General features: G+C 73.7%; 21 protein-coding genes. 10 read left to right on the top strand and 11 right to left on the bottom strand.

The genetic code is table 11. From position 1 onward, the window contains the following. Positions 1-368: 368 nt before the first annotated feature. The 3 genes from hutI to KDN32_RS00530 are packed head-to-tail and all read right to left on the bottom strand — an operon-like array spanning position 369 to position 4,110. A complete protein-coding gene (gene hutI / locus KDN32_RS00540) occupies positions 369-1,550 on the bottom strand; it encodes an imidazolonepropionase (RefSeq protein WP_211730185.1) in 1,182 nt (393 codons plus the stop codon). After that, positions 1,547-2,872: a formimidoylglutamate deiminase gene (locus KDN32_RS00535; protein ID WP_211730184.1), complete on the bottom strand. Its 1,326-nt coding sequence runs from the start codon at positions 2,870-2,872 to the stop codon at positions 1,547-1,549. The genes hutI and KDN32_RS00535 overlap by 4 nt, the downstream gene beginning before the upstream one ends. Beyond that, positions 2,869-4,110, bottom strand: coding sequence for an allantoate amidohydrolase (locus tag KDN32_RS00530; protein WP_249216322.1), 1,242 nt, complete (start codon positions 4,108-4,110; stop codon positions 2,869-2,871). Before KDN32_RS00530 ends, KDN32_RS00535 begins: the two co-directional genes overlap by 4 nt. Before the next feature lie 120 nt (positions 4,111-4,230). Here KDN32_RS00530 and KDN32_RS00525 point away from each other — a divergent pair, with 120 nt between their 5' ends. Genes KDN32_RS00525 through KDN32_RS00515 form a run of 3 tightly spaced genes read left to right on the top strand, consistent with a single transcriptional unit; the run spans position 4,231 to position 7,651 of the window. After that, complete coding sequence (locus tag KDN32_RS00525; protein ID WP_211730183.1) at positions 4,231-4,845, top strand: nitroreductase family protein; 615 nt, start codon at positions 4,231-4,233, stop codon at positions 4,843-4,845. After that, positions 4,842-6,188 (top strand): M20/M25/M40 family metallo-hydrolase, encoded by a 1,347-nt coding sequence (locus KDN32_RS00520; RefSeq protein ID WP_211730182.1) that lies wholly within the window; start codon positions 4,842-4,844, stop codon positions 6,186-6,188. Before KDN32_RS00525 ends, KDN32_RS00520 begins: the two co-directional genes overlap by 4 nt. After that, positions 6,185-7,651 (top strand): MFS transporter, encoded by a 1,467-nt coding sequence (locus tag KDN32_RS00515; protein ID WP_211730181.1) that lies wholly within the window; start codon positions 6,185-6,187, stop codon positions 7,649-7,651. Before KDN32_RS00520 ends, KDN32_RS00515 begins: the two co-directional genes overlap by 4 nt. A 14-nt stretch (positions 7,652-7,665) precedes the next feature. Here the strand turns inward: KDN32_RS00515 and KDN32_RS00510 are convergent, their stop codons facing one another. Then, positions 7,666-7,911 (bottom strand): PspC domain-containing protein, encoded by a 246-nt coding sequence (locus KDN32_RS00510; RefSeq protein ID WP_211730180.1) that lies wholly within the window; start codon positions 7,909-7,911, stop codon positions 7,666-7,668. Between the two features lie 105 nt (positions 7,912-8,016). Here KDN32_RS00510 and KDN32_RS00505 point away from each other — a divergent pair, with 105 nt between their 5' ends. Together KDN32_RS00505 and KDN32_RS00500 are read left to right on the top strand one after the other, a co-directional pair. Then, positions 8,017-8,661, top strand: a complete 645-nt coding sequence (locus tag KDN32_RS00505; protein WP_211730179.1) for a hypothetical protein — start codon at positions 8,017-8,019, stop codon at positions 8,659-8,661. A gap of 9 nt (positions 8,662-8,670) precedes the next feature. Continuing rightward, positions 8,671-9,243, top strand: a complete 573-nt coding sequence (locus KDN32_RS00500; protein ID WP_211730178.1) for a DnaJ family domain-containing protein — start codon at positions 8,671-8,673, stop codon at positions 9,241-9,243. 3 nt (positions 9,244-9,246) lie between these two features. On the opposite strand, the gene KDN32_RS00495 is transcribed toward KDN32_RS00500, so the two are convergent. Further along, positions 9,247-9,822: a DinB family protein gene (locus KDN32_RS00495; RefSeq protein ID WP_211730177.1), complete on the bottom strand. Its 576-nt coding sequence runs from the start codon at positions 9,820-9,822 to the stop codon at positions 9,247-9,249. Between the two features lie 259 nt (positions 9,823-10,081). Here KDN32_RS00495 and KDN32_RS00490 point away from each other — a divergent pair, with 259 nt between their 5' ends. From KDN32_RS00490 to KDN32_RS00480, 3 genes are all read left to right on the top strand, one after another. Then, entirely contained in the window at positions 10,082-11,176 is a 1,095-nt protein-coding gene (locus KDN32_RS00490) for an HpcH/HpaI aldolase/citrate lyase family protein (RefSeq protein WP_211730176.1), read from the top strand. Continuing rightward, a complete protein-coding gene (locus KDN32_RS00485) occupies positions 11,173-12,039 on the top strand; it encodes an HpcH/HpaI aldolase/citrate lyase family protein (RefSeq protein WP_211730175.1) in 867 nt (288 codons plus the stop codon). The genes KDN32_RS00490 and KDN32_RS00485 overlap by 4 nt, the downstream gene beginning before the upstream one ends. A gap of 108 nt (positions 12,040-12,147) precedes the next feature. Then, positions 12,148-12,291 (top strand): hypothetical protein, encoded by a 144-nt coding sequence (locus tag KDN32_RS00480; protein WP_211730174.1) that lies wholly within the window; start codon positions 12,148-12,150, stop codon positions 12,289-12,291. A 108-nt stretch (positions 12,292-12,399) separates the two neighbouring features. On the opposite strand, the gene KDN32_RS00475 is transcribed toward KDN32_RS00480, so the two are convergent. The 3 genes from KDN32_RS00475 to KDN32_RS00465 form a co-directional block, all read right to left on the bottom strand. Further along, positions 12,400-13,368: a methyl-accepting chemotaxis protein gene (locus KDN32_RS00475; protein ID WP_211730173.1), complete on the bottom strand. Its 969-nt coding sequence runs from the start codon at positions 13,366-13,368 to the stop codon at positions 12,400-12,402. Then, entirely contained in the window at positions 13,365-13,940 is a 576-nt protein-coding gene (locus tag KDN32_RS00470) for a PAS domain-containing protein (protein ID WP_211730172.1), read from the bottom strand. The genes KDN32_RS00475 and KDN32_RS00470 overlap by 4 nt, the downstream gene beginning before the upstream one ends. Positions 13,941-14,079: 139 nt before the next feature. Next, positions 14,080-15,105, bottom strand: coding sequence for a M48 family metallopeptidase (locus KDN32_RS00465; protein WP_211730171.1), 1,026 nt, complete (start codon positions 15,103-15,105; stop codon positions 14,080-14,082). 70 nt (positions 15,106-15,175) lie between these two features. Between KDN32_RS00465 and KDN32_RS00460 the strand changes: the two genes are divergently transcribed. Then, positions 15,176-16,444 carry a phosphotransferase family protein gene (locus KDN32_RS00460; protein WP_211730170.1) on the top strand — a complete coding sequence of 423 codons (1,269 nt, stop codon included), beginning with the start codon at positions 15,176-15,178 and terminating at the stop codon, positions 16,442-16,444. Between the two features lie 12 nt (positions 16,445-16,456). On the opposite strand, the gene KDN32_RS00455 is transcribed toward KDN32_RS00460, so the two are convergent. Genes KDN32_RS00455 through hutH form a run of 3 tightly spaced genes read right to left on the bottom strand, consistent with a single transcriptional unit; the run spans position 16,457 to position 20,323 of the window. After that, on the bottom strand, positions 16,457-17,035 hold the full coding sequence (locus tag KDN32_RS00455) for a DinB family protein (protein ID WP_211730169.1): 579 nt from the start codon (positions 17,033-17,035) through the stop codon (positions 16,457-16,459). 40 nt (positions 17,036-17,075) lie between these two features. Next, positions 17,076-18,773 carry a urocanate hydratase gene (gene hutU / locus KDN32_RS00450; protein WP_211730168.1) on the bottom strand — a complete coding sequence of 566 codons (1,698 nt, stop codon included), beginning with the start codon at positions 18,771-18,773 and terminating at the stop codon, positions 17,076-17,078. Further along, the gene (gene hutH, locus KDN32_RS00445; protein ID WP_249216321.1) at positions 18,770-20,323 is read right to left on the bottom strand and encodes a histidine ammonia-lyase; all 1,554 of its coding nucleotides are present in this window, start codon (positions 20,321-20,323) and stop codon (positions 18,770-18,772) included. The genes hutU and hutH overlap by 4 nt, the downstream gene beginning before the upstream one ends. 159 nt (positions 20,324-20,482) lie before the next feature. Between hutH and KDN32_RS00440 the strand changes: the two genes are divergently transcribed. After that, a complete protein-coding gene (locus tag KDN32_RS00440) occupies positions 20,483-21,064 on the top strand; it encodes a hypothetical protein (protein WP_211730166.1) in 582 nt (193 codons plus the stop codon). Positions 21,065-21,078 lie beyond the last annotated feature (14 nt).

The raw sequence follows: 21,078 nt of genomic DNA, 5'->3' as shown, positions 1-21,078 counted from the left end.
CCGACACCGTCGGGTCGATCGTCGTGGGTGTCACTTCTGGGTGTCGGTCGCGCGGACCCGGGTCCAGCGACGCTGGCCGTAGTCCTTGCGGATGCGCTCCTGCCGGTAGGCGAGCTCGGCTCCCAGGAAGCTGTCGGTGCTGAACATGTGCGTCTCCTCTTCTCGGCGGTCCTGGCTGGACCGTGGGAAGAGATTCCGTCCGTGAGGTAGGAGCGGGCATCGGGCACGTGCCCTATCTACGCGTGCCGGGCTACCTCAGATGCGCCCGCAGCGGGCGTACGTCGGTCGTCTGAGGTAGCCCGCCGGCCGGGGTGGTCAAGTGACGGACTGCTGTGGGGCCGGCCTGTCGACGACCGTTCGGCACTGGACTAGCCCCGGAGGGGGACGACGGGGCGGCCGGCCTGCCAGACGCCGGCGACCAGCGGTACGCCGGGGCGGTAGGCGAGGTGGACGTACGACGGTGCGTCGAGCAGGACGAGGTCGGCGGCCTTGCCGGGGGCGAGCACCCCGACGTCGTCGCGGGCGAGCGCGGCGGCGCCGGTCGCGGTCGCGGCGTGCAGCGCCTCGGCCGGGCTCATCCGCATCTCCCGGACCGCGAGCGCGATGCAGAGCGCCATCGAGGAGGTGAAGCAGGAGCCGGGGTTGCAGTCGCTGGCGAGGGCCACGCGCACACCGGCGTCCACCAGCCCACGCGCGTCGGGGTAGGGCTGGCGGGTGGAGAACTCGACGCCCGGCAGGAGCGTGGCGATGGTCCCGCTCCCGGCGAGGGCGGCGACGTCGGCGTCGGACAGGTAGGTGCAGTGGTCGACCGCGACCAGTCCGAGCTCGCAGGCCAGCCGGACGCCGCCGCCGTAGGTGAGCTGGTTGGCGTGGAGGCGCCCGCGCAGGCCGCTGTCGGACCCCGCGGCCAGGATGGCGCGTGCCTGGTCGACGTCGAAGGCGCCGTCCTCGCAGAACACGTCGATCCACCGGGCGTGCGGTGCCGCGGCCGCGAGCATGGGGCCGGTGACGAGGGCGACGTAGTCCTCGGGGGTGGTGTCGGCGGGGACGACGTGGGCACCGAGGAACGTCGTCTCGTCGGTGAACTGGCGGGCCACGGCGAGGCTGCGGGCCTCGTCGTGCACCGAGAGGCCGTAGCCGCTCTTGATCTCGAGCGTCGTGGTGCCCTGCGCCCGCATCTCGGCGACGAGCCGGGCGACGTGGGAGGTGAGCTGCTCGTCCGTGGCGGCGCGGGTCTTCGCGACGGTCGTGCGGATGCCGCCGGCGGAGTAGGGCTCGCCGGTCATCCGGGCCTCGAACTCCGCCGAGCGGTCGCCGGCGAAGACGAGGTGGCTGTGGGAGTCGACGAAGCCGGGGACCACCGCGCGACCGCCGGCGTCGACCTGCACGTCGGCAGCGGGGGCCTGCCCGGCCGGGCCGACCCAGGCCACGCGGCTGCCCTCGAGCACCACCGCGGCGTCGTGCACCAGCCCGAGCAGTCCCCCCTGCTCCGCCCGGGTCGGGTCGTTGGTGGCGAGCTCGCCGATGTTCGTGATGACGGTGGTGCTCATCGCCAGATCCTCTCCATGACCTCGTCGAGCTCGCGACCGATCGCGCCCCGGTCGCCGTCCTCGACGACCCAGCGGCCGTCGGCCATCACACGGCGCACGTCCTCGGCGGCCGCGGCGAAGACGACGGTGTTCTCGTCGCGACCGGTGCCGGCGGTGCGCGGGCTGGCCGGGTCGAGCACGACCAGGTCGGCGCGCCGCCCGACGGCGATGGCGCCGGCGTCGTCCCAGCCGAGCGACGCGTGGCCGTCTGTCGTGGCCGCGTCGAGCAGCTCGGCCGCCGCCCAGTGGCCGCGCTGCCGTGTCGCGAGCCGCTCGTCGAGCTCGACCGCGCGCATCTCCTCGAAGAGGTCGACGACCGCGTGGCTGTCGGAGCCGAGCGTCAGGCGCGCCCCCGCGTCGCGCAGCGCACGCGAGGGTCCGATGCCGTCGCCGAGGTCGCGCTCGGTGGTGGGGCAGAACGACGCGTACGCACCGGCGGCGCCGATGAGCGCGACGTCCTCGTCGGTGAGGTGGGTGGCGTGGACCAGCGACGTGGTCGGCCGGAGCAGCCCGTGGTCGTCGAGCAGGCGCGCGGGCGTGACTCCGTGGGCCTCGCGGCAGCCGTCGTTCTCGGCGACCTGCTCGGAGAGGTGGACGTGGAGGGGACGCTCGCCGACCCACGCGGCGACGGCCGGGAGGTCGCTCGCCGCGACGGCCCGGACGGAGTGGACAGCCGCGCCGACCCGCGTCCCTTCGGTGGTTGAGGTCTGAGCGAAGCGAGCCTCGAGACCACTCACCCGCTCGATCCAGGCGTCGACCGACCCGTCGCTGTAGCGCACCTGCGCGCCCTCGGGCGCCGCGCCGAAGCCGGAGGAGAGGTAGAGCGTGTCGAGCAGCGTGACCCGGATCCCGGCCTGGCGGGCGGCCTCGACGAGCGCCTCGCCCATCGCGTTGGGCTCGGCGTAGGGCGTCCCGTCCGGCTGGTGGTGGAGGTAGTGGAACTCGCCGACCGCCGTGATCCCGGCCGCCGCCATCTCGCGGTAGGCCGCACGCGCGAGCGCGAGGTAGGTGTCCGGGTCGAGCCGCGCGGCGACGGCGTACATCTGGTCGCGCCAGGTCCAGAACGTCCCGCGCTCGCGCTGCGTGCGCCCGCGCAGCGCGCGGTGGAAGGCGTGGCTGTGGGTGTTGGCGAGGCCGGGCACGACGAGGCCGCGCACCGGGACGGCTCGCGGTGGGTCGCTGTCCGGGGTCACCGAGGTGAACCGGCCGTCCTCGACCTCGACCAGGACGTCGTCGGCGAACCGGTCGCCGAGCCAGGCGCGCTCGAGGAGGTACGCCGTCACGAGGGCGCGCTCGTCAGCTCGGCCAGCACGTCGGCCAGCGCCTCGACGCCGGCCAGGCAGTCGGCGGTCTCCGCGTGCTCGTCGGGCGAGTGGGAGACGCCGGTGGGGTTGCGGACGAAGACCATCGCGGTCGGGATGCCGGCGTCGGAGAGGATGCCCGCGTCGTGGCCGGCCTGGGTCGGGATGACGGGCCAGCCGTGGAGGCCGGCGAGGCGTGCCGCGAGGTCCGCGTCGAACGCGACCGACCCCGAGACCGACTCCGCCGTGAGGGTCAGCGTGGTCCCGTCGCGCCCGGCACGGTCCTCCGCCTGGCGTTCGATCGAGGCGACGAGCTCGGCGAGCGCGCCGTCGGAGGAGGCGCGGGCGTCGAGCCAGGCGGTGACGAGCGAGGGCACGGCGTTGGTGCCGTTGGGCTCGACGGCGACCCGGCCGAAGGTGGCTCGCTGGCCGGCGAGGCGGGCCTGCTTGTTGGCCGCGAGCGCCGTCATCGCATAGGTGAGCATCGGGTCGTGCCGGTCCTCCATGCGCGTGGTGCCGGCGTGGTTGGCCTGCCCGGCGAAGTCGAAGCGCCAGCGCCCGTGCGGCCAGATCTCGCTGGCCAGGCCGACCGCGACGTCACGGTCGACGAGGTCGCGGCCCTGCTCGACGTGCAGCTCGACGAAGGTGCCGACCCGGTCGAGGGACAGCAGGCCGGCGGACGGGTCGAGCCCGGCGTCGACGACCGCGTCGGCGAGGAACACGCCGTCGCGGTCGCGGAGCTCGCGGGCCTGCTCCCAGGTGGTGGCGCCCGTGACCAGACGCGATCCGAGGCAGGCGCGGCCGAACCGCGAGCCCTCCTCCTCGACGAAGACACCGATCCCGAGCGGGCGCGACGGCGCGAACCCGCGGTCGCGAAGGACGTCGATCGCCGCGAGCGCCGACACGACGCCCAGCGGGCCGTCGTACGCGCCGCCGTCGAGGACGGAGTCGAGGTGGGAGCCGGCGAGGACGCCGGGGTCTCGTGACGGGCGCGGGGCGCCCTCCTCGACCAGCGGGTCGGGCTCCCACCACGCGACCTGGTTGCCGATGCCGTCGGTCTCGACCGTCAGGCCGCGGCGCTCGCACTCGGCGGCGAACCAGGCCCGCAGCTCGCCCTCGGCCGAGGACCACGGCTGCCGGAAGTAGCCGCCGGACACGGCCGACCTGCCCACGGGCGCGAGGTCGCGCCACATCTCCTCGAAACCGCGACTCGTGGGCATGCGCCCAGTCCACCGGTCGTACCGGGGCGGGTCAACGAGCGCACCCGGAGCGGCGTCTCGAATCCCAGACGGGATGCGTCGGCCTGCGCTCGCACCTCGACCAGCGAGGAGGATGGCCCCATGGAGTTCCGCGAGGTCGTGCGCCGGCGCCGGATGGTGCGGCGCTACACCGACGAGCCGGTCGACGCGGACGTCGTCGACCGGATGGTCGAGCACGCGCAGCGGGCGCCGAGCGCCGGCTTCACGCAGGGGTGGGCGTTCCTGGTCCTCGACACCCCGGACGACGTGGCGCTGTTCTGGGAGTCGACCGGCGCCGCCCCCGACACCCGCAACGCCTGGCTCGACGGCATGCGGACGGCGCCGGTGGTGATCGTGCCGCTGGCGTCGAAGGCGGCCTACCTCGAGCGGTACGCCCAGCCCGACAAGGGCTGGACCGACCGCGACGAGGCACGCTGGCCGGTGCCGTACTGGTTCGTCGACAGCGGCATGGCCGCGCTGCTGGTGCTGCAGACGGCGGTCGACGAAGGCCTGGGAGCCTGCTTCTTCGGGATCCCCGCCGAACACCTCGGGTCGTTCCGCACGGCGTTCGGCGTGCCCGACGACCACGCGCCGGTCGGGGCGATCACCGTCGGTCACCGCGCCGACCGGCCCGGGGCCGCCGGGTCACCGGCCCGCCGCGATCGCCGCGCGAATCTGGTCCACCGCGGTCGGTGGGGCACTACGGTCAGCCCATGACCGACCGCGTGGTGTCCGCCCTGCAGGCGCTCGTCCGCATCCCGACGGTCTCCGACCGCGACCCCGCGCGCGTCGACACCGACGCCTTCGACCGCCTCCTGTCCGAGCTCGCCACGCAGTTCCCGCTGCTGCACGAGCGGCTCGAGCTCACCCGCGTCGGCACCCACGGACTGCTCTTCCGCTGGGCAGGGGCGAGTGCCGATCGACCCGTCGTGCTGATGGCCCACCTCGACGTCGTGCCGGTCGACCCCGAGGCGCCGTGGCAGCACGACGCGTTCGGCGGCGAGATCCACGACTCCGACGACGGGCCGGCGATCTGGGGTCGCGGCACGCTCGACGACAAGGGCTGCGTCGCGGCGATCTGCGACGCGGTCGAGTCGCTGCTCGAGGCCGAACACACGCCGGCGCAGGACGTCTGGCTGTCGTTCGGCTGCGACGAGGAGGTCAGCGGCACCGCGGCGGTCGAGGCCGTCACGGTGCTCCGCGACCGCGGGGTCACGCCGTGGCTGGTGCTCGACGAGGGCGGCGCGATCGCCGGCGGCGCGTTCCCCGGCGTGAAGGCTCCGCTGGGCGTCATCGGCGTCACCGAGAAGGGCACCACGTCGCTCGAGCTGGTCGCCGAGGGTCGCGGCGGCCACGCCTCGACCCCGGCCCGCAACGGGCCCACCGCGCGGCTCGCGCGGGCGATCCTCAACCTCGAGAGGTCGCCCTTCCCGGCCACCGCCCCGGCTCCGACGCTCGAGCTGATGCGACGCCTCGCGCCCCACCTCCCGATGCCGCTGCGCCCGGTCCTGTCCCCGCTGCTCACCCGCGCCGACCGGCTCGCACCCGTGGTGACCCGCGCGCTGCTCGCGGCCGGGCCCGAGGCCGCCGCGATGACCCGCACGACCGTCGCCACGACGACCCTCAGCGGCTCGCCCGCGCTCAACGTGATCGCCTCGACCGCCAAGGCCGGCCTCAACATCCGCGTCATGGTGGGCGACACCGTCGCCGGGGTGGTCGAGCACGTCCGGCGGGCGGTCGCCGACGACTCGATCCGCATCGACGTGGTCGAGTCCGGCGAGGCGTCGCCGGTCTCGCCGATGGACGAGCCGTTCGAGCTGGTCGAGGCGTGCATCGGCGAGGTGTTCCCCGAGGCGGTCGCGACGCCGTACGTGATGATGGCGGCCACCGACTCGCGCCACTTCACCGCGATCAGCGAGCACGTCTACCGCTTCGCCCCCTTCCGGATGACCAAGGCGCAGCGCCAGGCGATCCACTCCTACGACGAGCACATCGGCGTCGCCGACCTCGTCGACGGCGCCCGGTGGTACCGCCTGCTGATCGAGAGGCTTCCGTCATGAGCACCACCCGCACCGCCGCCCCGACCGCCGTGAAGGGCCTGGCCGCGATCGTCGGCTTCCTGGTGATGGTCGAGTTCGCCAGCGGGATCCTGCAGGGCTACTACACGCCGATCTACCCCCAGATCGCCGAGCACCTGTCGATCCACGAGGGCGACATCAACTGGTTCGAGGCGGCGCAGCTGATCGTCAGCGCGCTGTGCATCCCGCTCCTGGCGCGGCTCGGCGACCTCGTCGGCCACAAGAAGGTGCTGCTGGTCTCGACCGCCGTCACCGCGCTCGGGTCGTGGTGGCTGGCGTTCGCCCCGGGCTTCACCTCGTTCCTGCTGGGCTGGGCGGTCCAGGGCGCGTACGTCGTGTGGCTGCCGCTGGAGATCGCGATCATCCACCGCCGCACCCGCGACTCGGGCCGCCAGGAGCTGCTGACCCGGCGCGGCGCGGCGATCCTCGTCGGCTCGCTCGAGCTGGCCGTGATCGTCGGCGCGCTGTCGAGCGGGCTGCTGGTCGACGCGCTCGACATGAACGTCCTCCTCGCGCTCCCCGCGGTCGTGGTCACCGCGGTGTTCTTCGTCATCCTCGTCGGCATCGAGCAGGCGCCCGGCGAGGACTCCGGCGGCATCGACTGGGTCGGCCTCGGGCTGGTGACGGTGGCGCTCGGCGTGCTGATGGGCGGCCTGGTCTGGCTGCGCCTCGACGGGCCCGGCTCGGTGCGCGGCTGGCTCACCATCCTCGCCGCGGTCGCCGCCTTCGCGGTGTTCTGGCGCTTCGAGCACCGCCACCCCGAGCCGATCGTCGACGTCCGCCTGCTGTCCAGCCCCGCGCAGTGGCCGGTGCAGGTCACGGCGTTCCTCTTCGGCATCCCCGTCCTCGGCGGGCAGATCCCGCTGTCGACCTACGCGCAGGCCGACCCCGCCGAGCGCGGCTACGGCCTGGGCGCCGAGCCGGCCTTCATCTCCACGCTGATCGGCCTCTACGTCGTCACGCTCGCGATCGGCGCCTTCACCCTGCCGCTCACGACCCGGCTGCTCGGCGGCGTACGCCGGGCGCTCGTGGTGGCGTGCGCGCTGGTGGGCGTCGGATACCTGCTCTGGATCCCGTTCCACGACGAGACGTGGCAGGCGCTGCTCAACATGGGCATCGCGGGCCTCGGCTCCGGGGCGCTGGTCGCGGCCCTCCCCGCGGCCGCGGCCGCCGCCGCGCCTCCCGAGCGCACCGGCATCGCGACCGGCATGACCAACGGGACCAAGACGGTCGGCGGCGCCATCGCCTCGGCGATCTTCGCGATCGCCCTGACCGCGACCGGCTCGCTCGACGCGACGGCTGAGAAGGTCGCGCCGCTCAGCGGCTACCTCACCGTGTGGACGGTCTGCTCGGGCGCGGCGTTCCTGGCCGCGCTGGCGCTGCTCGCCGCGCCGAGGCACGCCTTCAGCGACGCCCCGGAGGCTCCTTCAGCGATCCCCGGCTGACCGGGGATCGCTGATCAGCGTGAGGGGTACGCCGTGGCAGCCTCGACGCTGTCCTCGGACGGCATCAGGAACCACAGGAGCGGGTAGACGAGGATCTGGCTGCCCGGGATCACGAACAGGGTGACCACGAAGAGGGCCCGCGTGACCCAGGGGGTGAGCCCGAGGCGGCGGCCGACCCCGGCGCAGACGCCGCCGATGATCGCGCGGTCGGTCGAGCGGACCAGGCCCTGGCGGGCAAGGGAGGTGCGGATCTTTTCCATGCCTCCAGCGTGCGCTGCCCGGGCCTCGCGGACCATCCGGAACGACCCCGGTCGGACCCCGAGTTCTGCCGCGGCGACGACGACCGCGCCCCTAGGGTGCGGTCCGTGACCCTCGCACCCGCGGGCCCGACGCCCGCCCCGACCTCCACGCCGCGTCCGCCACGGCGACGGCGGCGGGCCCTGACCGCTGTCGTGGTCGTCGCGGCCCTGGTGGCCGTCGCCGCGCTCTCCTGGGCCTGGCGGCACCCGGGTGTCACCTTCCACGTGTCCTACGGCCTGAAGGTCGAGCGGGAGGTCGGCGAGACCGCGTGGACCTCGGTCATCCCGGCCGGGACGACCGGCGCGGACGAGGTGACCCTCACCGCGCTGGAGCCGCGCTTCGCGAGTGACTCGGCCGCTGCGACGGTCGAGTACCTGGTCTGCGACCTCGACCCTGCGGTGCTGGCGGCCGACGGGGTCGGCTCGTTCGGCTTCGGGATGCCGGACGACGAGGTGGACCGGACCTGCGCGAGCACCCGGCCGGCCGAGGGTGCTGTGCTGCACCTGCGGCGCGAGGCCCACGAGGAGCTGATCGTCGGCATCACCCCGACCCGACCCGGACGGGTGCGGATCCTCGCCCATGACGTCGGCTTCCGCGTCGGCTGGCGACGGGGCGCTGAGCGGATCGGCGTCGAGGTCGTGGTCGTACCGCCCCGCGCCGACCGCGAGGCTGCCCGTGACGCAGGCCGGCGGCCGGGGCGGCGCACGTAGACTCGGAGCATGCCGGAGCCGGACCGGGGCGACCAGTTCGAGACGGCGGACGCGGAGTCCGTCCGCCGTGATGTGGAGCGCGACGACCGCACCGGACGCTCGGCGGCGGCCGCCCGCATCCAGCACCAGGCCACGTGGGTCGACCAGCAGGTGCGGCTGGCGATGGAGCGCGGCGAGTTCGACGACCTGCCCGGCCAGGGCAAGCCGATCGAGGACCTCGGCGTCGAGCACGACCCCGACTGGTGGCTCAAGAAGCTCGTCGAGCGCGAGAACATCGCGCTGCTCCCGCCGGCGATCGCGCTGCGCAAGGAGGACGCCGAGCTCGAGGCGCGGCTCGACGCGATCACCGTCGAGCGCGAGGTTCGGCGCGAGCTCGAGGACTTCAACCGGAGGGTCGTCGAGACCCGCCGCCAGCTGCAGGGTGGTCCGCCGGTCGTCACGCCCACTCGCGACGTCGACGCCGAGGTGGCCGCATGGGTCGAACGGCGCACGGCGCGCATCGAGGCGCAGCGCGCCGCCGCCCGCGCGAGCGCCGAGCAGGACCCGCCGCGCACCTGGTGGCGACGGCTCCGCGGCCGATGACCGCTAGCCCATCGCCTTCCGCCCGTCGATCGTCTCGCGGACGATGTCGGCGTGACCGGCGTGCTGCGCGGTCTCGCCGATGAGGTGTGCGAGCACCTGGCGCGCCGACATCGAGGCGCCGGGCTCGTTCCACGGCGCCGGGGCCAGCGCGTGGCTGACGCCGAGGTCGTCGAGCCCGCGGACCAGCTCCTCGGTCTCCGCCGCGCACGCGGCGTAGTCGTCGAGCAGCTCCGCGAGGGTCTGGTCCTCGCGCAGCACGAACTCGTCCTGCCGGCGCAGCACCCAGTCGGGGATGGACGACGGGTCGGACCAGTCGAGCGAGGACCAGTCGAGGTCGTAGTCGACGTCCTCGTCGCCGGCGCCGTGCCGGATGAAGTCGGCCCACTGGCGCTCGGTCGCGGTGACGTGCTTGACCAGGCCGCCGATGCTCAGGGTGCTGACGGTCGGGGTCGCGCGAGCCTGCTCGTCGGTCAGGCCCTCGGCGCTGCCGCGCAGGAACGCCCGCCGGTCGGCCAGGGTGGCGAGCAGGTTGGCGCGCTCGGGGTCGGTGCTCGGGTCGGTGCTCGGCTGCGTGCTCATCGGGGTCCCTCCGTGTGTGGTGCTCCGAGCATGGCGGCGCCCACCGACAACGGGAAGGGCCCGGCGCACGCTGCCCCCTCGGCGTACGGGCGTGCGCTGGGGCTGCCTGGCCGTGCTTCGCACCCGGAGCTCGTGGTTCGCGCCCCAGATCTCGGGTGCACAGCACGAGACTCCCCGGATATCCGGGGAATCCAGGCCGACCGCCCGCGAGAGACATGCGTCATATCCGCGGCCCGCTACGCGGCGGTAGTTTGCGCGCATGACGCGTACCGCCAAGGACTTCTTCGCCCCGCTCGCCGTCGGGGCTCCGACGCCGCTGCGGGAGATCCCGGCCCGCCCGAGCCGCGCGATCCACTTCTTCGACCCGGGCAACGAGAAGATGGCGGCGAAGGTGCCCGACATGGTCGGCACCGTCGACGTGCTCCTCGGCAACCTCGAGGACGCGGTGAAGGCGGAGAACAAGGAGAAGTCCCGGCAGGGGCTCGTCGACGTCGCGCGGGCGACAGAGTTCGGGCCGACCCAGCTCTGGACCCGCGTCAACTCCCTCGACAGCCCGTGGGGCCTCGACGACCTGACCACCCTCGTCACCGAGATCGGCGACAAGCTCGACGTGATCATGGTGCCGAAGGTGCAGGGCGCGGAGGACATCCACTATGTCGACCGGCTGCTCGCCCAGCTCGAGGCGAAGGCGGGCCTCGATCGCCCGATCCTGGTCCACGCGATCCTCGAGACCGCGCGCGGCGTGGCCAACATCGAGGAGATCTGCGCCGCCAGCCCGCGCATGCAGGGCCTCTCCCTCGGGCCGGCCGACCTCGCCGCCGACCGGCGGATGAAGACGACCCGCGTCGGCGGCGGACACCCCGGCTACCTCGTGCGCCAGGACCCCGAGCGCGACGACCTCGGGGTGCCGCAGTACGACGGCCAGCGGACGACGTACCAGCAGGACCTGTGGCACTACACGATCGCGCGGATGGTCGACGCGTGCGCGATGCACGGGATCTACCCGTACTACGGGCCGTTCGGGGACATCAAGGACACCGTCGCCTGCGAGGACCAGTTCCGCAACGCGTTCCTGCTGGGCTGCGTCGGCGCCTGGTCGCTCCACCCGGCGCAGATCGCGATCGCGAACAAGGTCTTCTCCCCCAGCGTCGAGGACGTCGCCCACGCTCGTCGCGTCATCGCCGCGATGGGCGACGGCACCGGCGCGGTGATGATCGACGGCAAGATGGAGGACGACGCCTCGGTCAAGCAGTGCCGGGTGATGGTGCGCCTCGCCGACGAGCTCGCTGCGATCGATCCCGAGCTGAAGAAGGCCTACGACGCGATCCCCGAGCAGGACGAGGTGCAGGCATGAGCGACTTCACGCCCCTCCGCTCCGTCCTCTACATGCCGAGCTCCAACGAGCGGGCGCTGGAGAAGGCCAGGACCATCGCCTGCGACGCGCTGATCCTCGACCTCGAGGACGCCGTCGCTCCCGACGCCAAGCCGGCCGCCCGCGAGGCGGCTGCGGCCGCCGCAGCCAGCGGGGACTACGGACGTCGCACCGTCACCATCCGGGTCAACGGCATCGGCACCGAGTGGCACGACGCCGACGTCGTGGCCGCCAGCCAGGCCGGCCCCGCGGCGATCGTGGTCCCGAAGGTCAGCAGCGCCGCGGAGGTGCACGGCCTCGTCGACGCGATGGAGAAGGCCGGCGCGCCCGACCACACGATGCTGTGGGCGATGGTGGAGACGCCGGTCGCGATCCTCGACGCGCTCGCGATCGCCCGGTCCTCCGAGCGGATCGGCGCCTTCGTGCTCGGGACCAACGACCTGGTCAAGGAGCTCTACGCCGAGCACGTCCCGGGCCGCGCACCGATCCTGCCGAGCCTGCACACCGCGCTGCTCGCGGGCCGCGCCGCGGGGATCGCGGTCCTCGACGGCGTCTACAACGACGTCAAGGACACCGAGGGCTTCCTCACCGAGTGCGAGCAGGGCCGCCAGATGGGCTTCGACGGCAAGACGCTCGTCCACCCGGGCCAGGTCGAGGGCGCCAACGCCGCCTTCGCCCCGAGCGAGCAGGCCGTCGAGGACGCCCGCGGCCTCATCGCCGCCTGGGAGGACGGACGGGGCGCCGGCGTGGTGACCCACAACGGCCGGATGGTGGAGAACCTGCACGTCGAGTCGGCGCGCCGGACCCTCGACATCCACCAGGCGATCCGCGCGCTCCAGTCCTGACCAGGACCCACCCCCAGGTGTGGGCCGGACTTTCCAAGCAGGCGGCGTCGGAGCACAGTGGACCGGCCGCCGCCCACCGTGGGCCGCTGCTGAAGGAGGCAAAAAACCATGGTTGTCCTCGGACTGATCCTGCTCATCCTCGGAATCCTGCTCCCGCAGAGCATCCTGACCACGATCGGCCTGATCCTGATCGTCGTGGGCCTCGTGCTCAACTTCGTGCCGATCGGTGGCACCAGCCGGCGGGTCTTCTAAGGCGGCACCGCGCGTCACGAGGGCCCCGGACACCAGTGGTGTCCGGGGCCCTCGCACGTCCGCGACGGGGGATGGCGCGGAACGATCCGGTGGGCGCTCGCGGCGCCCTCACTGCTGGCGCATCACCGCCAGGAAGGAGCCGACCTCCTCGCGCAGCAGCTCGGCCATCTGCGCGAGCCCGTTGACCGGGGAGTCGAAGCCCTCGACGCCCCCGCGGAACTCGCCGTCGACGGCGGTGCGGACCGCGTCGACCATCGGCGACATCTCGCGGACCGTGCCCTCGACGCTGCCCATCGCGACGGTGCTGGCGCTGACCACCTCCTGCATGGTCTGCACCTGCCCGACGATGCGCTCGGTCGACTTCGCCGTGGTGTCGGCGAGCGACTTGACCTCGGTCGCGACGACGGCGAAGCCGCGTCCCGACTCACCCGCGCGGGCCGCCTCGATGGTGGCGTTGAGCGCGAGCAGCTGGGTCTGGGCGGCGATCTGGGAGATGACCCGGACGACGTCCTGGATCTCCTGGGCCGCGCCGTCGAGCCGGCGGCCGGTCGTGCCGGCCTCGTCGGCCTGGGTGACCGCGTGGTGGGCCGAGTCGGAGAGACCCGCCGCGGTGGCGCTGAGCTCGGTGGCGGCGGCCGCGACCTGCTCGGCCACCGACATCACGGTGTCCTCGAGCCGGTTCGCGAGGTCCTCGCGGGCCCCGGCCGCGATGTCGAGGTGGTGCTGCGCCTCGGCCATGTGCTCGGTGGCCCGGTTGATCGTCGTCGCGCCCGTACGGAACGACCCGCTCATCCCGCTCAGCAGGAAGCGGCGGTAGAACCGGCCCTGGCTGGCGGCCTCGAGCGACGCCGCGGACTCCCGGACGTAGGCGTCGGTGCGGTCGAGGATGAGGTTGAGCGCGGCGCGGAGTGCGGCCACGTCCTCCATGCCCTCGCTGCCCGGCACGGACATCGCGCGGGCCTCGAGGTCACCGGAGGCGGCCGCCTGGCAGACGGCGAGCCACTCCTGGACCACCGCGCGGTAGACCTCGCCCTCGTCGGCGCGGGTCTCCGGCGTCACTGCACGCAGCCAGCTCATGCCGCCGCTCCGTTCGTGAGGGACCAGACGAACCGGTCGTAGTCGGTGTTGCGCTCGGCGAGCATCTGGTGGAGCAGGTCCGCGCCGACGCGCGCTGCGTCGGCCGCGCGCCCGTGGCGGCGCTCCTCGGCCGCCAGCGTGCGGTAGATCGGCTCGATCTCCCGGATCGCCCGCGGGTCGGGGAGTCGGCGGTTGGAGTGGTAGCCGACGACCTCGCCGTTGGGGCCGATGCTCGGGGTGACGTGGGCGAGCACCCAGTAGTGGGCGCCGTCGCCGGCGAGGTTGACGACGTACGCGAACAGCTCGCGGCGGTCCTTGAGGGTGTCCCAGAGCAGCTGGAACACGGCCTTGGGCATCTCGGGGTGCCGGATGATGCTGTGCGGGCGGCCGAGCAGGTCGGCCTCCTCGATCGCCGACACCCGGCAGAACACGTCGTTGGCGTAGGTGATGCGGCCCTTGAGGTCGGTCTTGGTGACGATCACCTCGTCCTGGCCGAAGGACCGCTCCACGCCCGTCGGCCGCACGGTGCGGGCGGCCTGGGTGGCAGCGGCGAGGCTGTCGAAGTCGGACATGGAGCGCCTTCCGGTCGTACCTGACGCGCCGGGACGTCCCCGGTGGTCGCGTGACAGATCGTCCGGGCGGTGGCGCGCCTGAGCCGAAGCCGGCAGGTCGGGACGTTGGTCCCCGGGACCGGGGACGTTGGTCCCCGGGTCAGGCGGTGTCGCCCCGCCGGAACCGGTCGTTGAGCCAGCCGCTGGCGGTGCCCATCCAGCCCGCGAGGTCGTGGACCAGCTTGCCGAGGGTGTCCTGGGTGCGCTCGAACGCGTCCGAGTAGCTGGCCGCCGCCTCCTGCGCGGCCGCGCTGACCGACGCGTCCGCGTCGTCGGCACGGCGCGGGTGGTCGCCGCCGAGGATCGCGGTGTAGGCGCCGGAGTCGATCCACCGACGCAGCTCGGTGGCACGGACCACCGCGAAGGGATGGGTCTGCTGCTGGAGCAGGGAGAGCTTGATGAGCGACTCGCGGACGTCGCCGCCCTCGTCGTACTCCGCCCCCTGGGACAGGAACGACGTGACGTCGAGCTCCTCGAGCGTCCCGCCGCTCGCGAGCTTCATGTGGGTACGGAGCGCGGCCGTCGGGTCCTGGCTGGCGAGCAGGCCCGCCCGGTCGGCGGACAGCTCAGCCTTGCGCGACCACTCGAGCAGCCCGACGGTGACCATCCGGATGCCGAGCGCGCCGCCGGGGATCGCGTTGAGCAGCCCGCCGAGGCCGAGCAGGCGCAGCAGGAGCGTGCGGTAGACGGCGTGCCCGCTGATGGCGTGGCCGAGCTCGTGGCCGATCACGAAGCGCAGCTCGTCGTCGTCGAGGTGGTGCACCAGCCCGGACGACAGCACGATGATCGGCTTGTCCATCCCGATGGTCTGCGCGGTGAGGGTCGGGTCGGCCTGGACGTACATCTCCGGCAGGTCGGTGGCGTCGAGGCTCTGGCCCACCTCGGCCAGCAGGCGGTGCAGCCGGGCGAACTGCCGCTCGTCGACCCGGACCGCGGAGCCGAGCAGCGTCAACCGCCACGCGCGCTCGCGGAACACCCCCGACATGGTCTTGAGCAGCACGTCGAAGCCCTTGAGCCGACGCAGGGCGACGAGCGCCCCCCGGTCGGCGGGGTGCTCCCACGCGCGCGAGCTGATGTCGGTCAGGACGACGCGCGAGCGCGCCGGCTTCTTCTCCCCCGGTGCCATGGGGGAATCCTGTCCTACGCCGCCCGGAAAGTCATGGAATCCGGGACGGGCGACGTGCCACGATGCGCCGGTGCCCCGCCCGACCCGCACCATCCACGTCGCGCTGGCCGACGGGGACCGGGTGTGGGTCGACGACGACGGCCGCCTGCCGACCTTCCTCGACGACCCCGAGGCCGACGGTCCCACCGCCACGGCGACGGCGAGCCGCCTGCTCACCGACGCCGTCCACCTCGCCCCGGTCGTCGTCCTCGACGACGTCCGGCGCCTGCACGTCGTCGGGGCCCGGGGCGGGGCGCCCGACGGCGGGGGGTGGATGGCGCCGTACGAGCTGCCGGACGACCTGGGCGGCGCGGTGGCGACCGCCCTCGACGAGCACGCCGGCCCGCCGCTCGCGGGCCGACCGGACTGGTACGCCCCCGGCTGGCACGACGAGGTCGAGGCGTGGATCGACGCCGCGCTGGCGCGCAGCGGGCGGACGCGGACGGGAGCGCTGCGCGTCCACCGTGTCTGGAGCATCTCGGCGGTCCACACGGTCGCGACCGACCGCGGCCCGGTGTGGTTCAAGGCCAGCTGCGCCCACTTCGGGGCAGAGGCGGCAATCGTCGGGGTGCTCGCGGCACATCTGCCCGACCTGGTACCGGAGGTGATCGCCGTCGAGCGGAGCCGGTCGTGGCTCCTGACCGAGCCGCTGGTCGGGGTCTCCGACGACGGCGCGCCCGCCGCAGCCGCCGAGGCGCTCGCCACCCGCTGGGCTCAGGCGCAGATCGGGTCGGTCGCCTGGCTCGACGAGCTGCGCGCGGCGGGTGCACCCGACCGGGGCCTCGAGGCGACCCTGACGGCGTGGCGCCAGGCCCTGGCCACCAACCCCGAGCTCGACGAGCTTGACGCCGCGGAGCGCAGCGCGCTCGCCCGGGCGGTGCCAGTGGTGGAGTCGCGCCTCCGCGACCTCTGGGCCTGCGGCTTCCCCGACACGCTCGGCCACGGCGACCTGCACGCCGGAAACGTCGCGTTCGACGGCGCCCACGCGCGGATCTTCGACTGGAGTGACGGCTGCGTGACGCACCCGTTCCTCGACGGCACCCACCTCGCCCACTGGATCGGCGAGGACAGTGGGGACGTGGCGGGGATCGTGCGCGCCGTACTCGCACCGTGGCGCGAGGCCTTCCCCGCCGCCGACTTCGAGCGTGCCGTCGAGCTCGCGCCGCTGGCCGACCTGGTCTTCCAGACCGTCACCTTCGACCAGATCGCCGGCGCGGGCGAGCCAGGCACCGGCGACCTCGACGGGGTCGTGGTGATGCTGACGCGGAAGGTCCTCGCGTCGGCGGCGACGCCCGCCTGACCTCCGTCAGCGTCAGCCTGCCGCCCGCGCGGCCGCCTCGATCTCGGCCCGCCGCGCCGCCCAGAACGCGGCGTCGTGGCCGTCGGCGGCCATCGCCTCGGCGTCGGTGCCGACCGCCCCGTCGATCTCCTCGCGCAGGATGTCGGCGTGCCCGGCGTGCCGGCTGGTCTCCGCCAGCACGTGCACGAGGACGTTGAAAAGCGGCACCTCGGCGTCGCCCCACCACTCCACCCGTCCGGTCGACCCGAGGTCGAGCGCCTCGATGGTCGCGTCGCCGTGCGCCCAGACGCGCCGGTAGCGGTCGACGACATCGCTGCGGGACTCCTCTGGCGTCGCCCACATGTCGGCGAGCCGCTCCTCCTCGAGGTCCCACCGCGGCAGCGGCTCGGGGAAGGGTCGGTCGAAGACCTCGCCCAGGTAGCGCGCCTCCCACGTCGCGAGGTGCTTCACCAGACCGAGCAGGTTGGTCCCGGTGATCGTGAGCGGGCGGCGTACGTCGTAGTCCGACAGGCCGTCGAGCTTGGCCAGCACCGCCTCGCGCTCGTGCCGGAGGTAGGTGTGGAGGTTGGCCTTGGCCGCCGAGTCGTCCATGGGGCCACCCTGCCACCCCAGCCTGCGTGTGCGGCGCCGGTCAGTCGCGCACGACCGGCTCGACCGGCACCCGCACCCCGCGCTCGTCAGCCACCTCGACCGCTCGGGAGTAGCCCGCGTCGACGTGGCGGATGACGCCCATGCCGGGGTCGTTGGTGAGCACGCGCTCGATCTTCTCCGCGGCCAGGGCGGTGCCGTCGGCGACCGTCACCTGGCCGGCGTGCAGCGAGCGGCCGATGCCGACGCCGCCGCCGTGGTGGAAGGACACCCAGGTGGCGCCGGAGGCGGTGTTGACCAGCGCGTTGAGGATCGCCCAGTCCGCGATCGCGTCGGAGCCGTCGAGCATCGCCTCGGTCTCGCGGTAGGGCGAGGCGACCGACCCGCAGTCGAGGTGGTCACGGCCGATGACGATCGGCGCGGACAGCTCGCCGCTGGCGACCATCTCGTTGAAGCGTGCGCCCGCCTTGGCGCGGTCGCCGTAGCCGAGCCAGCAGATGCGGGCCGGCAGGCCCTGGAACTGCACCCGCTCGGCGGCCATGTCGAGCCAGCGGTGCAGCCGGGCGTACTCCGGCTTCTCGTCGGCCGGGAAGAGCTCCTTGATCGCGCGGTCGGTGGCGGCGATGTCGGCCGGGTCGCCCGACAGGGCGGCCCAGCGGAAGGGGCCCTTGCCCTCGCAGAACAGCGGGCGGATGTAGGCCGGCACGAAGCCCGGGAACTCGAAGGCGCGGTCGTAGCCGCCCTTGCGGGCCTCGTCACGGATCGAGTTGCCGTAGTCGAAGACCTCGGCGCCGGCGTCCTGGAGCTCGACCATCGCCCGGACGTGGCGCGCCATCGACTCCTGGCTGCGCTTGGTGAAGCCGCGCGGGTCCTCCGTGCGCTCGCGCTCCCAGTCCTCGGGCGCCGTCCCGACCGGCAGGTAGAACAGCGGGTCGTGGGCCGAGGTCTGGTCGGTGACGACGTCGATGCGGACCGACCCGTCGAGGTGGCGCTCGAGCAGCTCGGGCAGCACGTCGGCGGCGTTGCCCAGCAGGCCGATCGACAGGCCACGGCGCTCGTCGCGCGCCTCGAGCGCGAGCTCGATCGCGTGGTCGAGGTCGCGGGCCTGGACGTCGAGGTAGCGGGTCTCGAGGCGGCGGTCGATACGGTGCTGGTCGCACTCGACGCAGATCGCGACGCCGTCGTTCATGGTGACCGCGAGCGGCTGGGCGCCGCCCATGCCGCCGAGGCCGGCGGTCACGGTGATGGTGCCGGCGAGGGTGCCGCCGAACTTCTTGTCCGCGATCGCCGCGAAGGTCTCGAAGGTGCCCTGCAGGATGCCCTGGGTGCCGATGTAGATCCACGAGCCGGCGGTCATCTGGCCGTACATGGTCAGGCCGAGGTCCTCGAGGCGGCGGAACTCCTCCCAGTCGGCCCAGTCGCCGACGAGGTTGGAGTTGGCGATGAGCACGCGCGGCGCCCACGCGTGGGTGCGCATGATGCCGACCGGCTTGCCGGACTGGACGAGCAGCGTCTCGTCGTCCTCGAGGTCGCGCAGGCTGCGGACGATGGCGTCGTACGCCTCCCAGCTGCGCGCGGCCTTGCCGGTGCCGCCGTAGACGACGAGGTCCTCAGGACGCTCGGCGTTGTCGGGGTCGAGGTTGTTCATCAGCATCCGCAGCGGCGCCTCGGTCTGCCACGACTTCGCGGTCAGCCCGGTGCCGGTGGCGGCGTGGATGCTTCGAGGGTTGGTCTCGGTCACTGGAGGTCTCCGATCACGGACTCGGCGGCGGCGAGGACCGCGCCGGACTGGACGAGCGAGACGGCGGTCTCGATCTCGGGCGAGAGGTGGCGGTCGGGGCCGGGGCCCTCGATGCCGGAACGGCGCAGCAGCGCGACCACCGCGGCGGTCGCGGGCGACGGGGTGAGCGGGGCGCGCAGGTCGAGCGCACGCGCCGCGGTGAGCACCTCGATCGCGATCACCCGGGAGAGGCCGTCGACGGCGCGGCGCAGCTTGCGGGCGGCGCCCCAGCCCATCGACACGTGGTCCTCCTGCATCGCGCTGGACGGGATCGAGTCGACCGACGCGGGGACGGCGCGCCGCTTGAGCTCGGACACGATCGCGGCCTGGGTGTACTGCGCGATCATGTGCCCGCTGTCGACGCCCGGGTCGTCGGCGAGGAACGGCGGCAGGCCGTGGTTGCGGGCCTTGTCGAGGAAGCGGTCGGTGCGCCGCTCGCTGATGGAGGCGACGTCGGCGGCGACGATGGCGAGGAAGTCGAGGACGTACGCCACGGGGGCGCCGTGGAAGTTGCCGTTGGACTCGACGCTGTCGCCGACGACCACCGGGTTGTCGATGGCGCTGGCGAGCTCGCGCCCGGCGACGGTCGCGGCGTGCTCGACGGTGTCGCGGGCCGCGCCGTGCACCTGGGGCGAGCAGCGCAGGGAGTAGGCGTCCTGGACCTTGTTGCACTCGACGGTGTTGTCGGGCCCGGTGCGGTGGGAGGCGACGATCGCGGAGCCGGCCATCAGCGCGGTGAGGTTGGCGGCCGACAGCGCCTGGCCGGGGTGCGGCCGGATCGCCTGCAGCTCGGGGGCGAAGACCCGGTCGGTGCCGAGCTGGCCCTCGACGCTCATCGCGGCGGCGACGTCGGCGGTCCTCAGCAGCATCCGCAGGTCGGTGATCGCCATGACGAGCATCCCGAGCATGCCGTCGGTTCCGTTGATGAGGGCGAGGCCCTCCTTGGCGGCGAGCTCGACGGGCGTCAGGCCGGCGGCGGCGAGCGCGTCGGCGGCGGGCATCAGCGTGCCGGCGGCGTCGCGCACCTCGCCCTCGCCCATCAGCGCCAGCGCGCAGTGCGACAGCGGCGCGAGGTCGCCGGAGCACCCGAGCGAGCCGTGCTCGCGCACGACCGGCGTGATGCCGTGGCTGAGCAGGTCGGCCATCAGCCGCGCGGTCTCGCGGCGTACGCCGGTGTGACCGGTGGCGAGGGTCGAGAGCCGCAGCAGCATCAGCGCGCGGACGACCTCGCGCTCGACCTCGGGGCCCGAGCCCGCGGCGTGCGAGCGGACCAGGGAGCGCTGCAGCTGGGCGCGCATCTCGGTGGGGATGTGGCGGGTGGCCAAGGCACCGAAGCCGGTGCTCACGCCGTAGGTCGGCGTCTCCGCGGCGGCCAGCGCCTCGACGACCCCGCGGGCCCGGTCGACGGCGGCGAGCGCCTCGTCGGTGAGCTCGACCGCGGCGCCGCCACGGGCGACGTGCAGGAGGTCCTCGAAGGAGACGGGGCCGACCCCGACGTGGATGGTGTTCATGGGATCCATGCAAACGCGCGGAGCGGCCGTGCCGCCAGAGCCGCGCGCCGCGAGACGTCTCGCATCCGAGACTTCCCCACCGGTTCCGGCGAACCGCTGGACACCGGCGCTAGGACTGCGAGACTGGCGGCGACCCTGTTTCCCGGAGTGAGGACTCCCGTGACCCTGTTCATCATCCTGGTCGTCATCGTCGTCGTGGTCGTCGGCGGAGCCGCGCTCGTGGTCCGCTCGCGCAACCGGGAGGCCAACATCGCCCGCGCCGACGAGCTGCGCGCCACCGCCGCCAGCACCGCCCAGACCACGATCGCGCCCGCGCAGGAGCGGGCCGCGGTCGCCGAGGAGCGCGCGGAGGAGGCCCGCGAGGTGGCCGACCGGGCCGAGGCGGAGGCCGAGCAGGCCCGCCTCGAGGCGAGCCGCGTCGAGGCCGAGCACGAGGCGCGCGTCCGCGACGCCGACCGCCTCGACCCGCGGGTCGACCACCGCGCCGACGACTACGAGCCGCAGGTCGCCGGCACCGTCGACCAGCAGCCCACCCCACCCGCGGAGGCCGACCCCGTGCCCGAGACCGACCACGCGCCCGAGACCGCCGGGCCGGTTGAGCCGGCGGAGCCGGCCGGGGAGCAGAAGCCGCTGCTCCCCCGCCGCACCCCGGGCAGCAACGACATGCCGGGCAAGCCGATCGAGCCGAGCGACGGCGGGGGCGGCTGGTTCACCCGCAAGGAGCCCCCGGCCGGGCAGTGAACGCGGTGCGGCGC

Origin of the sequence: Nocardioides palaemonis, assembly GCF_018275325.1 — a bacterium.
GTDB classification, from domain to species: Bacteria; Actinomycetota; Actinomycetes; order Propionibacteriales; family Nocardioidaceae; genus Nocardioides; species Nocardioides palaemonis.
The sequence above is the reverse complement of the archived record's forward strand: the minus strand, read 5'-3'. Positions and strand labels throughout refer to the sequence as shown.

What these genes read in the sequence shown, in the direction of transcription:
- KDN32_RS00475 (WP_211730173.1), bottom strand. Translation starts at nt 13,368, where the DNA reads ATGAGCTGGCTGCGTGCAGTGACGCCGGAGACCCGCGCCGACGAGGGC.
- KDN32_RS00530 (WP_249216322.1), bottom strand. Translation starts at nt 4,110, where the DNA reads ATGCCCACGAGTCGCGGTTTCGAGGAGATGTGGCGCGACCTCGCGCCC.
- KDN32_RS00485 (WP_211730175.1), top strand. Translation starts at nt 11,173, where the DNA reads ATGAGCGACTTCACGCCCCTCCGCTCCGTCCTCTACATGCCGAGCTCC.
- hutH (WP_249216321.1), bottom strand. Translation starts at nt 20,323, where the DNA reads ATGAACACCATCCACGTCGGGGTCGGCCCCGTCTCCTTCGAGGACCTC.
- KDN32_RS00480 (WP_211730174.1), top strand. Translation starts at nt 12,148, where the DNA reads ATGGTTGTCCTCGGACTGATCCTGCTCATCCTCGGAATCCTGCTCCCG.
- KDN32_RS00455 (WP_211730169.1), bottom strand. Translation starts at nt 17,035, where the DNA reads ATGGACGACTCGGCGGCCAAGGCCAACCTCCACACCTACCTCCGGCAC.
- KDN32_RS00525 (WP_211730183.1), top strand. Translation starts at nt 4,231, where the DNA reads ATGGAGTTCCGCGAGGTCGTGCGCCGGCGCCGGATGGTGCGGCGCTAC.
- KDN32_RS00515 (WP_211730181.1), top strand. Translation starts at nt 6,185, where the DNA reads ATGAGCACCACCCGCACCGCCGCCCCGACCGCCGTGAAGGGCCTGGCC.
- KDN32_RS00490 (WP_211730176.1), top strand. Translation starts at nt 10,082, where the DNA reads ATGACGCGTACCGCCAAGGACTTCTTCGCCCCGCTCGCCGTCGGGGCT.
- KDN32_RS00500 (WP_211730178.1), top strand. Translation starts at nt 8,671, where the DNA reads ATGCCGGAGCCGGACCGGGGCGACCAGTTCGAGACGGCGGACGCGGAG.
- KDN32_RS00495 (WP_211730177.1), bottom strand. Translation starts at nt 9,822, where the DNA reads ATGAGCACGCAGCCGAGCACCGACCCGAGCACCGACCCCGAGCGCGCC.
- KDN32_RS00510 (WP_211730180.1), bottom strand. Translation starts at nt 7,911, where the DNA reads ATGGAAAAGATCCGCACCTCCCTTGCCCGCCAGGGCCTGGTCCGCTCG.
- KDN32_RS00465 (WP_211730171.1), bottom strand. Translation starts at nt 15,105, where the DNA reads ATGGCACCGGGGGAGAAGAAGCCGGCGCGCTCGCGCGTCGTCCTGACC.
- KDN32_RS00470 (WP_211730172.1), bottom strand. Translation starts at nt 13,940, where the DNA reads ATGTCCGACTTCGACAGCCTCGCCGCTGCCACCCAGGCCGCCCGCACC.
- hutI (WP_211730185.1), bottom strand. Translation starts at nt 1,550, where the DNA reads ATGAGCACCACCGTCATCACGAACATCGGCGAGCTCGCCACCAACGAC.
- KDN32_RS00520 (WP_211730182.1), top strand. Translation starts at nt 4,842, where the DNA reads ATGACCGACCGCGTGGTGTCCGCCCTGCAGGCGCTCGTCCGCATCCCG.